The sequence below is a fragment of the Natrinema sp. CBA1119 genome, assembly GCF_002572525.1.
In the GTDB taxonomy this organism is placed as follows: Archaea; Halobacteriota; Halobacteria; order Halobacteriales; family Natrialbaceae; genus Natrinema.
Genome location: NZ_PDBS01000001.1, coordinates 2,911,912 through 2,926,361 on the forward strand (window position 1 = coordinate 2,911,912; position 14,450 = coordinate 2,926,361).

Here is a 14,450-nt window from a genome sequence, read left to right on the forward strand (position 1 = left end):
TGCGAACGCGCTCCTCCTCTCCCTACTCACTCGCTTCGCTCGTTCCTTGAGGAAGGGGACTCCGCGCTACCGCTTCAGTTGAACACGCGCTGGCTGTCCTCGAAGAGGAGATACCCGTTATCACCCCATCTGCGTCGGCGGAGAAGTTGGAAGAGCAACTCCTTGAAACGCTAGACCCTGGAGAGGCACAGGCTCTGGCCGTCGCAGAGGTCGCTGACGGAATGGCCGTTACCGACGACGGTGATGCGCGTGCGACTGCAAAGCAGCGTGGTGTTGGCCTAACCGGCTCTATCGGTCTCTTGGTACGGTTCGTTGAAGACGGCCACATTTCGGCTGAGACGGCTGACAGGTATCTTAAGCGCTGGATCGATGAGGCTGGATTTCGGTCACCCGCCCGCGACTTTGACGTGTTTCTTGAGGATTGAGTCGTCGTTAGGATTGCACGTCATCTATCTCTTTTAGTCAATTTTGACCCATATATTGCACCACGCGGGGCAAGAATTTAGGGAAACGCACCACTTGGTGCAGAATAAAGAGCAGGAACCTGATATGAATAGTTCCTGTGGCCGACAACAACCACGCAAGAAAACGACTCAAGATGACACGAACGAAACAGAACCGACTTCCGGATTTGACCCGCTTTCAACTACTGAACATTGACGATGTCCATCCCGCCAGCATCGCGTACGGATCGAAGTGCATCGACACCGTCCTCGCCTGCGAGCAATTCGTTCCACACCTGCTGCGGGACGGTAACAGTCGAGAACTGTTCCCCCACGAGGTCAAGCCGGTCGATCAGCGCGAGGTTGAGAAGCGGGGACGTGTCCGAGACGACGAGGTCACCGTTGCGCATACTCGAGGTCGTCGTCAAGGTCGTCGCTCGTGCAGTGACGTTCGATCTACCGGTCGCCGAGCAGTTGGTGGAACTCTCGGTGAGAGAGGGTGCGAGTTCTCGAGCCTTTCCGAACGAGAGGATGCCTTCGCGGTACAGCGAAATCGCCAATTCGTTGCGCAAGACGTCGTCCCGTTTGTCGTCCGGGACGTTGAGGGCATCGTAAACGTCTGATGGAACCTCGATCGTTCCCATAATAGACGTTCAGCGACCAGTACAAAGTGTTTCGGTGGCTCGAAGCCGACAGCACCGACGATGAGATACGTACCGTCGGATTGGTGGACATCAGTCACACGATTTGTGAACGTCGTTTATCCAAGATCCGAACATAATCGGTCGCATCGCTGTATCACATCGCCAAAAACTGATTGCCAAGAGTCCACATCAAAGCCTCCCGGCCAATCGGAGTCGATTCACGGTATAATCAAGTTAACTTGCCAGTGTCACGTAACAGGGGAGTAACATGGCGAATCCGCTCTTCTCGACGTCTGCTGCGTCGCGACGTCGTGACCAGTTCGGTCGCACCGGCCAACGCTTGCGTTTCAATCCCGGTGTGGGTTTCTGCTGCGTCGCGACTCTCGTTGCCAACACCCGACACCCCGAGTACAAGCAGTTTCAATCCCGTTCTGGGTTTCTACTGCGTCGCGACATGTACGTCTCGCTCGTGTCCTGCTGGATAGCGATGTGTTTCAATCCCGTTCTGGGTTTCTGCTGCGTCGCGACCCAGCTACGCAACTGAGCTCAGCGTCCTTGGCGCACTGTTTCAATCCCGTTCTGGGTTTCTGCTGCGTCGCGACCGGTGAACCGCTCCCCCAACTCCTCCTGTTGGCGGTGTTTCAATCCCGTTCTGGGTTTCTGCTGCGTCCAGATCAAACACAGCGCAGTACACGACGGATTCTACGGGCGGTGTTTCAATCCCGTTCTGGGTTTCTGCTGCGTCAGGGGGTGTTTTCTGGGGGATAGCACCTATAGTTTTCTCTGGAGACGCGAGAATGGGGGAGTCGTTCGTGGACCCCAGCTGTACATGGCTTTGAAAAGGGTTGACGAAAATTGGCACTTACGTCTGGAGTCGGCCGGCAAGTGTCGGTACGACGTAGCGGGTTTTGCCCTCCATCCACGTCTCGACGGCGCCATCGGATTCGAGCGCGTCGAAGTGTCGACCGACAGTACTCCTCGATTTCCCGGTCTCGTCAGATATTTCAGGAAGTGTCGTACTCTCGTCGATAGAGACGAGATACCGGAGCGTGTCAAGAGTCGCGTCGGACGGGCTGCTCATCAGGTCCGGGAGGCCGATCTCTTCGATTTTTCGTCGATGTCCCTGAACTGGAGTGCGAGGTCAACGACGTTCGGCCGAACGATCGCGGCGACGGTTAGCGGGAGAAAGATCTCCCGCGGACCCCCGTCGAAGTTGAGTACCACCGTCCCCTCGGCAGCTTCAAGCACGTCGACACATAGTAATCGCGTAAAAAGATTCAAGGTAGTGACGGGTCCAGATGTGATCATGAAGCGACATACGATTGTATACTGTCGAGAGGTGTTATGCGTCGAATCGACCTAACGGTTAAACCAGAGGGCTCGTTCCCGGTGCCGACCGCGAATGGCTACCAGATCTACGGCGCGGTTCTCTCGGCGCTCGATGGTGTCGACGAGGACGTGAGCACGCGCGTCCATGATTCCTCGATCGGGAGTCTGACGAACAGCGGCCTCCTCGGGACGTTCGACGGAAGCAATCGCGACCACCACAAACGCGTAATCCGCGACGAGACGTACGATCTCAAGTTGGGCGTCGCCGATCCCCGCGACCAAGAGGTCTTCCAAGCACTCGCCGACGCGTTCGTCTTCAGCGACGATACTCTCGAACTCGCGGACGGCGACTTCCGCGTGCGCGACTTTGCGAGCACGAACACAACCCACGAGGACCTCCTCACTGAAGCCTCAGAGATCGCCGCCCGGTACCACAACACCTTCGAAATTGAGGTCCGCTTCGAGACGCCGACGTGCATCAAAGAGAGTAGCAATATAACTAACATGTTTCCCGCGAGGCAACACGTATTCGCCTCGGTACTGCGAAAATGGAACGCGACGATCCCGGACGAGCGGGCAGACGAGTTCGAGATTGCGATGACCCGTGAGGACTTCGGGACGAACCTCATCGAGAAACCCGACGCGGACACCTACGAGACGGATAGCGTCCTCGTCAACCGCGGCGAGGATGGCGGCCCGATCCTCCGCCAGGGGTTTACCGCCGACTGCACGTACAAGTTCAAGGACGCGAGCGAAGCCATCCGGACCGCGGTGACAGCGCTTGCGCTCTTCAGCGAGTACGCCGGCATCGGCGCGTTCGTCTCGCGCGGCTGTGGGACGGTCTCTGTGGAGGTGAAAGAATGAGGGTCCAGAATGGGTTTTTAGATAACAGGATCGGCACTGCCACTATTTCAATCCCGTCTCGGACCCTGATGGGAAATGATGGGGCACACCCATATGGGAGATCGACCAAGGAGAAGCTGAAATGACCCACGACACACCCGCCTCAGCGGCCCGCTACGCACACCGGTACATCGTGGATACGCCGCTCATCGGGAACGTCCTCGAGCACGCGGGCGAGTACGACGCGAAGACGGAGCCGGAAGAGACGACGTCGCTCGCGGCCCACATCATCAACGCGATGACGGTCGGCGTGAACACCTTCGTGTACAACGCCGTCGACGGCGGCCGCGACATCATGGAACTCGAAGAGGAACTCTCGGTGCTCGCGGCGGCGCTCGCGCTCCACGACACGAACAAGTACGTCCGCGAGGCGTACGGTGTCGAGACGGACGGGAACACGAACGAGGCCTTCGACGCCTACTTCGAGAACGGCGACGACTTCGGCGTCGAGGAATTCCTCGGCGAGGGCTACCGCGACGACCTCCACTATCTCGTCCAGCGGACGGAGGTGAACGAGGACAGCCGTGAAACCCGCGGAACGCAGACAGAGTTCGCCGGTCTCGATCGGTACTGTCAGATTGGCGATCAAGTTGCATCAGTTGTCCTCCGAGACGGTATCAAGGGTGGGTTCGGCAAACTACGCAAGAAACTCGACGACAACGAGGTCCACCTCCTCGAATTGACACAGATTGAACAGCCGATCCTCAACGACGAACTCCTCGGCGCGACGAAGGAAGTCATGTCCGGTAAGGACGGTGGCGAGGAGTACGGCGTCGTCGTCGGGAGCACGCCCGATCGCGTGCTGTACCTCGGCGACGAGGTCGACCGCGACGTGCTTCGAGAACGAACATACGAGAGGGCTAAGCAGAATCTTACTGACAATGGCCCATACTCGTTCTCCTGTAAGCTTGGGTGGAACAGTTTTAATTACGATGTTCTTGGTGAATTGAGCCTACCAGTCGAAGAGAAAATAGAACAGATTCGTCGGCAAGCTGTCGATCTACTCAAATCCGATGCAGGAGGTATCGAACCACTTGAAAGAGTCCCCGAGGGCTTTGAGGAATACCTTCCAGGCCTCATCAAAGCAATATACGTTGATGGAGTCGGTGATTTTGATGATAGAAAGTTACAAGACAGATACGAGGAAGTGTATAATTCTATTGAGGGTGGAAAGAGCACAAAAGGCCAAAAAATAAAACTAGAGTTCATAACAGAATTGGCGAGAAGCTACCAAGAGTTTTCAGGAGAACTTGATTGGCTTCAGAAAAAATATGAGCCGAAGCTGAAAGAAGATCTTAAGCCATCAGTAGACGCAATACTCGAATCTGTTAGCGCTCTGTTCGAAATACAGAGCAATGTAGGGATTCCAGACAAATCCGAGATGTGCTATCTCTGTGGAAAGCAAACTGAGACCAAGTACCAGAAGGGGCAAAGTGCAGTGTATCGATCATATGAGTTCTCGAAACGTGTACCACCCCACGGCGAGTACAAGAAGATCTGCGAGGTGTGTAACCTCGAGTACGCGCTCCTCGCTGACACGTGCGAACGCGCCGACGTCAACCTGAACTCGAACGTCGGCGTCGCGTACTACTACTTCGACGAGTTTCTTGGAGACATCCGTCTCCGTGGTGGACGCGTCGGCCTCCAGCAGGGCGAGACGATCGACCTCAGCGACACGGAGGTAGAAACGAGTCTCCTCCGGCCCCAGTACTACGTCCAGCCGTTCAATTTCGGTGGACATCCCGCGATGGGCGAAAAGAACCACCGGATGGTCATCGTTCGACAGCTGATGCAGGCGGCACAGGACGCCGGCATGAAGGTCGTCCTCGGCCGCCCGTTCACGCGCTTCGAGAGCTCTAATGCGGCGTTCGTCGATGAGGATGCGATCCGCCAGCAGGAACTGCTCGATCTGGACGTAATCGATCGGTTCGGACCGCTCCCGTCGTTCGCCGACCGTAACGACGGACACGAGCAGTCGCACCTCCGACGTGCGCTCGCGCTCTGCAAGATCATCGCTACCATCGGTCAGGAGGCGGGGATGCGGAATTCCTATCTCCAACTCGACCGAGACACGTTTCACCACCTCGCTAACTTCGCCGTACAGAACCACGATAACGCGACTCACCTCTCCGACCTCGAGTCGTATCTCGAAACCTACCACACGGCCCAACTCATGGACATGAAAACCGTCGCCGAACGAGGAGTCGACCTCTTCGGCGAACAGTACGACAGCAAGTACAAGAAGACGAAAATCTTCCGCGAGGCGATCGACGCGTTCCTCAGCGGGAAGAACCAGCGGATGTCCGATGACGACCTCCGCGAACACGTCGCGGCACAAGTGTACGACGCGGCGGACCGCGAAGACTACGCCGGCTACGTTACCGTAGAAGAGGCGGAAGAGTTCGTCGACGCCCTACAGGCATATCTCGTCGAGAACGATCTCGACTCCCTCAAGAAACTCTCCGACTGGGAGAACGCGCTCGTTAACTCGTACCTATACGCCTACGAACAGGTTTTGTACGAGGACGATACCGAATCGTCCGATAACTAATCCTATTCACTGATCCACAATGACACTCACGTACCCCGAAACCGGCCTCGTCGACTCGTTCGAAATCTACCGCACGCAGAAGCCGAGCGTCACGCTCGTCGTCGAACGCGAGATTACCGAACCGACGCTGTTCCGCAACTCCAACAACGACCGTGCGGAGACCCAACAGTTCGGTGACCAGTTGCACGCACAGGTGAACGGTGAGAAGTTCACGAGCAAGGAGCGGCTCAGCGGTCTCGACCTGCTCCGGTCGCTCGACGACGAACTGGTCGGCGACGAATACACGTATAACGAACCTGCGACGCTCGACGAGTCGATCAACGTCGGAACGCTCACGTACGGCCTCGCCGGCACCGGCGACCAGGACTTTGCGATCAAGTCCCGCGTCATCGAGGGCTACACGTACACGACCGACGAGTACGACCTGATGAACAAGGAGACCCGGAACGCGGTGTACGAGTCCGGGACGATGCGTACTGACGAGAACGAACAGTCCAAAGCGCTGTTCGACTACGTCAAAGTCCAACCAGGGAACTCGCTCGTCCACTTCGTCACGCTCGAAGCCGCGACGGGACCAATGCTCCTCTACGCGCTCCACAACGTTCTCAACACGGGACGGTACGGAGCCCGCGAGACGCGGACCGGGCGTAATGTCCGCAACTCGATCCGTGGCGTTATCCTCGGTGATCACGACACATCGCTCTCGACAGGAGAGCTCCTGATGGAATACCACGAGGAGGACAACGAGGTCGGGGACAGTATTGCTGAATATGTCGAGGACGTCCGCCGAACCGACTGGGAGGTTTACGGCGACTTCCACGATGCGGACGCATTCCCTGAGTGGTACGAGGGGATGCGGGCCGTGGCGTCGCGGGAGACTGACGACGCCGACGAGATCCTCCTAGAGGAATTCGGTCGTCTCACCGAAGCGGCGACGGACGTGTTCAGTGCCGATGATTGAGCAGACGTACGAGGCACAGCTGTACGCTCCGCTGTTCTACTCGAGCGCGGAGGGGAGGTCCGTCCGGACACAGCCGATGCTATCCGCGACCGCACTTATGCACGCGATCGGCTACCGGTACTGCGGCCTCGAGAAGCGGTACGCACTCGTTGGCGACGACGCGACATCTCCTTCGTACGATCACCTCCGCGAGCTACCGCTATTCGTGAGCGACATGCGCCCAGTCGCTGTCAAGGCCGATGAACGGACGTTTCGGAGTACCGACTACCGCTCCGAACGGCACTTCACGACGGCGGATCCGAACGTTGCCGAACAGGTGACCGGTGGGAAGTCAGTCCCGGAGGTTCTCGAACGCTCGGGTGCCGGCTGGCAGACCATCCGCCGATATCACGGCCTCTCACCCGGATCAAAATTTGAATTCACCGTCTGGAGTGACGAGCCCCTTCCAGAGCGGCCGTCGTTTCGAATGGGTATCGGACAAACGGGGGAGTTCCGCGCGAGCGAAACCGACCTCAACCAGCTCGTACTGAACGAGTTCCTCCTTGAGGAAGTCTACGACCTCCCGACGGAGACGCTCAGCGAACTCTTGGAGCGGAGCGACTCGTTCAAGCGCGGTAACGATCCTCGACTCCAGCACTTCGTCGGCGTCGATCCGAAGTACGCACGTGAGACGATCATCCCGGAGCTGAGCTAGATGCGTGTCCGGAGTGCCACGCTTGCGACTGAACCGCCCGCCGAGGGGTTCGCTGAACGGGACTTCGACCACGCCCGGGCGTTCCAGAACCGCATCGCCGAGTGGGCGCACGACGACGCCACGGAACCGGTCGGTGTCCTCCGAGCACCGACCGGTGCGGGGAAGACCGCGACGTTCTACGAGGTGGTCAAGGAGAACGCCCTGACGCTCGTCGTCTACCCAACGAACGCACTCCTTGACCAACAGCTCGAACGGTTCCGCGAGTGGGATGATATCAGCGCTGAACCGCTCAATGCCGACACGCTCACCGGTCACGGAGACGAACGCGTCGAGAACCTCCTACAGCATGCCGACCGCTTCGAAGGCCACGACGTCGTCGTCACGAACCCCGATATCTTGCAGGCGATCATTCAGGACATGTATCAGGGTTCGACGAAGCCGATGGCGTTCTTCAACCGTTTCGACGCAGTTGTCTACGACGAGTTTCACTTCTACGACGATCTCGCTGCGAGCGGGCTCCTCCTGCAGATGCACGTCATGCACGACCGGCGCGGAACGGACATCCTCCTCGCGTCCGCAACGCCGAACGAGTCGTTCGTCGAATTCGTCGAGGACGAACTCTCGCTCCCAGTCCGAGACATCACCGCCGAGTACGTCTCTGACGGCGATCAGTTCCGCCAGCCGGTGACCGTGGACAGACATGAGGCCCGTACGATCGCCGAGGAGCGGGAGGCCGTCGCGGAGCGTCTCCAAGAACTCGTCGACGACGCTAACGACCTCAACGAACCGCAGGTCGCGCTCGTATTCAACAGCGTTGCCGCAAGCAACGACTTCCACGCGTATCTCGCGGAGGTGTTCCCCGAAGTGTTCGAACACGCCGTGAAGGACAACGGGTTCGACACGAACGATCCGGACGCGGATCTCAAGTCCGGGAATTTCTTCGTTCTCAACACGACAAGCAAGGGTGAAGTCGGATTGGACTACGACATTCAGACGCTGTTCATGGAGACTCCGGCAACGCCGAGCGCGTTCCTCCAGCGGTTCGGACGTGCCGGCCGGGAGCACGAAGCAATCGTCCACCTGTTCGGCCTCGGCGATATGGCGTGGCCGGACGAAATGAGCTATCTCGACTTCGTCGACTCGATTTACGACGCGCTCGGAGCGCATCGAAGCCGAGACGAGGAGATCGCGACCCTCCGAAGTCTCGTCGGGATGCGTGGGGCGTACGCGATTCACTCTCGGATGGCCGACGACGAGTGGTTTGGACCGGAGCTGTTCGAGGACTTCGAGTCGGTCTCCGAGTACGGAAAGTGGCGCGCGTTCTTCCGCGCCGTTGACTCGACCTTAGAGAGTGCCGGCGAGTTCGGGTCCCCAATCATGCAGAACAGCTCCACCCGGAAAATACTCGACTTCGCACGACACTGTTTCGGGACCTTCGAGAGCCTCCGTGGCCGCTCGTTACCTGTTGACATTCGGTATCCACGGGGTGACAGAGAGGCGCTCACGTCATACGACCTCTTGACGACGCTTCGATACTACGACATCGAGAATATTGAGTCCGACGGGACACTCGTCGTCAAGCGTCGAGGCTCGGAGCAACCGGTCGCGGTCACCGCTCGATTCCCCGGGTACAATAATCGACCACGTGACTACAGTGGTTCCAACAGCGGGATCGAGGAAATGTTCTCCCGGTGGATCTACCCAGAGATCGAGGATTCCGATCTCACCGAGACAGAAGTCGACGAGGGTGTACTTCGCCAGTTTTTCTCCGATCTCTCGCTACCGAAGGCGGTGGTGCCGATCGAAGTCCGATACGGCCAGTACGCCGCATACGTCCAACAGGACGGAGTCACGTCCGTGGACATCGAGCGCCGCCAAATATGAACGAGGTATTGAGCGGTCTGCGCTGCTACAACCACGATCCCTTCCTGGGCGTGCTCCACGCCGATCGGCACGGACGACCGTCGCTCGCGCTTGATCTCCAAGAGGAGTTCCGGCCGCTGTTCTGTGACGCGCTCGTCACGCGCCTGATCAACCGAGGGACGATCACGCACGATCAGTTCGGAAACGATAACCGACTCACCGACGACGGCTTCCAAGCGTACTTGAACAAGTTCGACGACTACACGGACGAAAAGTTGACACATCCGCACTTCGAGTACCGCGTGAGTCGTCGAAAGGCGATCCGACAGCAAGTGATCCTCCTGCGGAAAGCGATAACGGGTGAGCTCGACGACTACCACGCACTGGAGGTGTCGCGATGAGACTCGCAGTGACATACGATGTCAGCGACGACACGAATCGTCGGCGCGTCTATCGGACGCTGGAACGATATGGGGCATGGCGACAGTACAGCGTCTTCGAACTCGACGTGTCGAAGAGCGAGCGGGTCGAGCTTGAAGACGAACTCGAAGAACACATCGACCCGGCGGACGGAGATCGAGTCCGGCTGTATCGGCTCTGCGAAGCCTGCCAAGAGGCGACGACAGATCTCGGGACCGAACCACCGGACGAGCAATCGAACGTCATCTGACGTCGGCTTTCGTCGACCTTTTTTAAAGCCGTGTACAGCAGGGGTCCACGAGAGCGAGCCGCGCTGTCGTGGGTAGAGTAAGGTTTATGGACTCGCTCGAACAAAAATCACCCCCTGTCGCAGGGCGGTAGAAACCCAGAACGGGATTGAAACATCATCTCTGGTCTCAACTCTCTGGGTCCCATGAAATGTCGCAGGGCGGTAGAAACCCAGAACGGGATTGAAACCGTTTGCAGTCCCTCCGACGTTGCACTGCGTCCACGGGTCGCAGGGCGGTAGAAACCCAGAACGGGATTGAAACGACTCGGTGGAATGCTCGAGTCGTCCATGTCCAAAGACGTCGCAGGGCGGTAGAAACCCAGAACGGGATTGAAACACGTAGGTGATGCTATGGGTGACGTTGCTCAGAAGTCGCAGGGCGGTAGAAACCCAGAACGGGATTGAAACCGACCTCGAGATAATCCCGCCCGGTGATGAAGTTACGTCGCAGGGCGGTAGAAACCCAGAACGGGATTGAAACAATATCACCGACGCACCACAGGATTTCGCCGATGGGAGTCGCAGGGCGGTAGAAACCCAGAACGGGATTGAAACAGGACGTGACGCCGACTTAGTTCCTGAGTCAATTCCGTCGCAGGGCGGTAGAAACCCAGAACGGGATTGAAACAACCGGACTCGGTGGAACTCTCGGAAGCCGAACGCGTCGCAGGGCGGTAGAAACCCAGAACGGGATTGAAACTTCGTGGTACAGTCCGAGTCGCCGCATCACGCGGTGTCGCAGGGCGGTAGAAACCCAGAACGGGATTGAAACAACGGTGAAGACCTGTCGAAACGCGGGAAGCTCGCGTCGCAGGGCGGTAGAAACCCAGAACGGGATTGAAACATCGGGTGCCGTGGCATCGGCTCCAGGAGGCGCTCGTCGCAGGGCGGTAGAAACCCAGAACGGGATTGAAACTCAGGTAATCCTCACTGGATGGGAACCCGGGGTACTGTCGCAGGCTGGTAGAAACCCAGAACGGGATTGAAACTGTTGCCGCCAGTCCTCCAGCAGCATGTACTTGAAGTCGCAGGGCGGTAGAAACCCAGAACGGGATTGAAACTGGCAAGAAGATATCGTGAATGAACGGGCTGACGGGGTCGCAGGGCGGTAGAAACCCAGAGCGGGATTGAAACTGGCAAGAAGATATCGTGAATGAACGGGCTGACGGGGTCGCAGGGCGGTAGAAACCCAGAGCGGGATTGAAACTGGCAAGAAGATATCGTGAATGAACGGGCTGACGGGGTCGCAGGGCGGTAGAAACCCAGAACGGGATTGAAACACGAAGTCGCCGGCCCCGTAGCGACTAGTGTTCCCGTCGCAAGGCGGTAGAAACCCAGAACGGGATTGAAGCCTGGCAAACTAGTCTACAGGCGGAGCAGGCCGAGTGCCTCGGGGCTTGACCCCGAGAGTGAAGGCCGTACGCTCCGCTAAACGTGTTCTGTGCGCTCGATATATTGTTCAATCGTGTCGGTCGAAACATCTTCCGCCGTTCCGACGTAATACGATTCCTCCCAAAATCCGCCACCCCACAGATACTCTTCCAAGAACGGTTCGTGCTGTTTCCACATCTCTCGCGCCGTGATGCTCTTGACCGTTCGCACGATCTCGCTCGGTGCGTGTTTCGGATGGGCTGAAAGGAACAGGTGTACTCAGCTGAGAAGGCCACTAGCTGTCAATATCATTTATGTTCCCTGATGGACGAATGGCTCTTAGCGAATCGCACAACGACGCTGACCCCCGTTCACTAATTGAATGGACTCTAAACGTCGAACGACGCCCCATTTAAATACACCCCGATGCTGTCCCTTGGATCTGAACCATCCAAAATCGGATGGGCCCACAAGATCCGTCTTCGGCGAATTCCGCGAACTCGTTCTGATGTGTGCGGTTCACAACAACAAGGCAAGCGAACACGGCCTGGATGTCGTGCAGGTGAACTGCCTCGGGGTCAAGCCCCGAGGCTTCTTCCCACGGATTAATTCCTAACACTCCCTGTTTCACCATCGGTCTGGTGGCCTCGAACGGTTGAAACAGGGTCGTGGTCGGCTGGTTCATTCAGCCCGTTGCCATGCCGTCGCACCCTCACAATCGGAGGGCTGTTGAGAGCAGGCACCTTCCGATTCAACTTCTCCAAACCTCTCGCACTAATCAACAACGCTGCCTTCCGATCTGCGTGGTCTTGGAACCCGCATCGAACGCATTGGAACCGCTTTCCCTGCCGGTTTGAACGAGTCGTATGCCCGCAATCCACGCATTCTTGACTCGTATACTCCGGGTCAATCTTCTCGGAGGGGATTCCACGCCACGCAGCTTTGTACGACACGAATCCTTGGAGTTGTGCGAAAGGCAGTGAATGCAAGCGCCGGTTCATTCGAGTCCCGTAGTCGATGTCGTCGCGCATGTCTTTGAGGTCTTCAAAGATGATGACGGGATTCTCGAACTGTTGTGCCCACGCCACGACATCTCGTGACACTTGGTGGAGTTGGTCGTGGACAAACCGTTGTTCTTCGTCCCGAACTCCGTGTTCGAGCGTGGTTTGTCCGACGCTCTGCATTCGTTTACGGATAGTGAAGTACTCGTGCCGCGTTTTCTTGATGTCTGGATACTCAATGACCACTGAGTCCTCGACGCCAGATTCAGTGACTGCGGCTAATCCAACGCAGTCCTCGTTCACGTCCACACCGATGAACGTCTCAGCGGTTTCTTTGTTAGCGACTTCAGCAGTCTCGTACGTGACGTTGATGTGGAGTTCGTGTCGATCACGGTTGCGCACGACTTCTGCTGTGCCAACACGCCAGTCGTCATCCACCAACGCTGTCTTCAGACGCTCAAGATGGTGTTGACTACTTTGGAGAGTGCCTCGGACGAAGTTCAGTACCTCACAAAGCCGGTTAGTTAGAACGTCTGCTTGCTGAAGGTGTGTTCAAGACCCAACAAGCAGACAATGAAATCCACGAAGACGAACTCCTTAACTTTCTCGTCAACCGGCTTGACGAGGAAGTTTCGCTCGGCCTTTCGAAAAACGCTGAAATAGATGCTGAGGTCATCTACGAGGTCCTCGTCGGCGCGTGCGCCGACGGGACCTCGGTCTCTACGTTATGTGGCTCTAGCGAGAACTCACCCGCAGCGAACACGATTCTCTATCATCTGCGGACGAAGTTCGAGCCGGAACGGCTCGAACGAGTGGCTAACACACTCCTTCGGCAGGATGTCGTCGAATTGCTCCCCGAGCAGGTGGAGGTCTGCGCAGACCTCCACCTGCGACCCTACTACGGTGACGAAGCCGACACAGACGGCCTCTACCACTCCGAGGCCAAGCGCGGAACCACCGCCTTCCACGCCTACGCCACACTCTACGCGCGTGTGAAGAACAAACGCTACACGCTGGCGGTGCGCCGTCTCGAAGACGGCGACACCGCCAGCAGCGTCCTCGCTGAGTTCCTCGGCGTCCTCGACGGCCTTGACACCGAAGTCAAGGCCGTCTACCTCGATCGCGGATTCTACGACAGCAAGTGTCTCACGTTACTCCAGACGCACAACTACGCCTACGTTGTCCCGATTATCCGGTGGGGTGAGACGATTCAGCAGGAACTCTCGGAAGGATGGAGTCGCGTCATCAACCACGACCTGACAGGGAAACTCGACGGTCACAGCTGGACCGTCGAGTTTCCGGTCTACATCGACTGTACGTACCTGAACGGACGGTACGACGAGAACGGCGTGGCGCGTCACGGCTACGCCGCTGACGCACCGTTCATTGACACGCCACGCGACGCTCGATACCATTACTCGAAACGCTTCGGTATCGAGTCGAGCTATCGCTTGTCCGAGCAAACGATAGCGACGACAACAACGCGAGACGCGACGGTGAGACTGCTGTACGTCGTAGTAAGTCTGCTGTTGCAGAACGTCTGGCGGTATCTCCACCACGAATACGTGGCGACGCCCCGCCGAGGCGGGCGCCGCCTCTGGTGGTGGCCGTACAAGGAGTTTATCAATATGGTTCGACGGGCTGCGTGGACGGCCCTCGCGGTGCGTCGGGCCGTCCCCGCGAACCGGCCACCAGACGACCGGTTCCACCGGTAGTCACCGACCAGGAACGCCGCCTTGTGAGTGGCTACGCTGTCGCTGTCGGCGGCGGTCAGCCGCCGACGCGACAGCTCCGCCTTCGAACAGCGTTGTTCAACCGCTATCGGCGACTCATCACAACAGAACAGGTGACTCAGGTCAGGTGAACTGGCGATGCTTTGTGAGGTACTGAAGTTCCGCTTCAGTGCCGTCACACGGAACGAAACACTGTCTGACCCATCATCAACGGAGAGTTGGTAGCCTTCACCGTGGTTCATTCGAAG

Annotated in this window: 12 protein-coding genes, 3 pseudogenes and 1 CRISPR repeat array; of the genes and pseudogenes, 9 read left to right on the forward strand and 6 right to left on the reverse strand. The window is 57.8% G+C overall.

Features of this window, described 5'->3' with window-relative positions:
• Nucleotides 1-119: 119 nt before the first annotated feature.
• Nucleotides 120-425, forward strand: a complete 306-nt coding sequence (locus CP556_RS14455) for a PIN domain-containing protein (RefSeq protein WP_486187781.1) — start codon at nucleotides 120-122, stop codon at nucleotides 423-425.
• A gap of 221 nt (nucleotides 426-646) precedes the next feature.
• On the opposite strand, the gene CP556_RS27260 is transcribed toward CP556_RS14455, so the two are convergent.
• The 4 genes and pseudogenes from CP556_RS27260 to CP556_RS26410 form a co-directional block, all read right to left on the reverse strand.
• A complete protein-coding gene (locus tag CP556_RS27260; RefSeq protein ID WP_218011963.1) occupies nucleotides 647-853 on the reverse strand; it encodes a PIN domain-containing protein in 207 nt (68 codons plus the stop codon).
• A 46-nt stretch (nucleotides 854-899) separates the two neighbouring features.
• Nucleotides 900-1,087 (reverse strand): annotated as a pseudogene (locus tag CP556_RS27265) (UPF0175 family protein).
• A gap of 862 nt (nucleotides 1,088-1,949) precedes the next feature.
• Entirely contained in the window at nucleotides 1,950-2,168 is a 219-nt protein-coding gene (locus CP556_RS26405) for a winged helix-turn-helix domain-containing protein (protein ID WP_218011964.1), read from the reverse strand.
• Complete coding sequence (locus CP556_RS26410; protein WP_218011965.1) at nucleotides 2,168-2,335, reverse strand: hypothetical protein; 168 nt, start codon at nucleotides 2,333-2,335, stop codon at nucleotides 2,168-2,170. Before CP556_RS26410 ends, CP556_RS26405 begins: the two co-directional genes overlap by 1 nt.
• 96 nt (nucleotides 2,336-2,431) lie before the next feature.
• Between CP556_RS26410 and cas6 the strand changes: the two genes are divergently transcribed.
• The 7 genes and pseudogenes from cas6 (at nucleotide 2,432) to cas2 (ending at nucleotide 10,058) form a co-directional block, all read left to right on the forward strand.
• Nucleotides 2,432-3,280 carry a CRISPR system precrRNA processing endoribonuclease RAMP protein Cas6 gene (gene cas6 / locus CP556_RS14475; RefSeq protein WP_098726259.1) on the forward strand — a complete coding sequence of 283 codons (849 nt, stop codon included), beginning with the start codon at nucleotides 2,432-2,434 and terminating at the stop codon, nucleotides 3,278-3,280.
• A 121-nt stretch (nucleotides 3,281-3,401) separates the two neighbouring features.
• On the forward strand, nucleotides 3,402-5,870 hold the full coding sequence (locus tag CP556_RS14480; protein WP_218011966.1) for a hypothetical protein: 2,469 nt from the start codon (nucleotides 3,402-3,404) through the stop codon (nucleotides 5,868-5,870).
• A 19-nt stretch (nucleotides 5,871-5,889) separates the two neighbouring features.
• On the forward strand, nucleotides 5,890-6,831 hold the full coding sequence (gene cas7d / locus CP556_RS14485) for a type I-D CRISPR-associated protein Cas7/Csc2 (protein WP_098726260.1): 942 nt from the start codon (nucleotides 5,890-5,892) through the stop codon (nucleotides 6,829-6,831).
• Nucleotides 6,824-7,525 (forward strand): hypothetical protein, encoded by a 702-nt coding sequence (locus CP556_RS14490; RefSeq protein ID WP_098726261.1) that lies wholly within the window; start codon nucleotides 6,824-6,826, stop codon nucleotides 7,523-7,525. The genes cas7d and CP556_RS14490 overlap by 8 nt, the downstream gene beginning before the upstream one ends.
• Entirely contained in the window at nucleotides 7,526-9,409 is a 1,884-nt protein-coding gene (gene cas3, locus CP556_RS14495) for a type I-D CRISPR-associated helicase Cas3' (protein WP_098726262.1), read from the forward strand.
• Nucleotides 9,409-9,789: pseudogene (cas1, locus tag CP556_RS14500) on the forward strand (CRISPR-associated endonuclease Cas1); the annotation flags it as partial. The gene cas3 and the pseudogene cas1, both read left to right, overlap by 1 nt.
• Nucleotides 9,786-10,058, forward strand: a complete 273-nt coding sequence (gene cas2, locus CP556_RS14505) for a CRISPR-associated endonuclease Cas2 (RefSeq protein ID WP_098726263.1) — start codon at nucleotides 9,786-9,788, stop codon at nucleotides 10,056-10,058. The pseudogene cas1 and the gene cas2, both read left to right, overlap by 4 nt.
• Nucleotides 10,059-10,174: 116 nt before the next feature.
• Nucleotides 10,175-11,449: a CRISPR direct-repeat array (repeat unit 37 nt; unit sequence GTCGCAGGGCGGTAGAAACCCAGAACGGGATTGAAAC).
• A 76-nt stretch (nucleotides 11,450-11,525) separates the two neighbouring features.
• On the opposite strand, the pseudogene tnpA reads toward cas2, so the two are convergent.
• Nucleotides 11,526-11,747, reverse strand: a pseudogene (gene tnpA / locus CP556_RS14510) (IS200/IS605 family transposase); the annotation flags it as partial.
• 326 nt (nucleotides 11,748-12,073) lie between these two features.
• A complete protein-coding gene (locus CP556_RS14515) occupies nucleotides 12,074-12,973 on the reverse strand; it encodes an RNA-guided endonuclease InsQ/TnpB family protein (RefSeq protein WP_255291524.1) in 900 nt (299 codons plus the stop codon).
• A 44-nt stretch (nucleotides 12,974-13,017) separates the two neighbouring features.
• On the opposite strand from CP556_RS14515, the gene CP556_RS14520 reads away from it, so the two are divergent.
• A complete protein-coding gene (locus CP556_RS14520) occupies nucleotides 13,018-14,184 on the forward strand; it encodes an ISH3 family transposase (RefSeq protein ID WP_098725114.1) in 1,167 nt (388 codons plus the stop codon).
• Nucleotides 14,185-14,450: the final 266 nt, after the last annotated feature.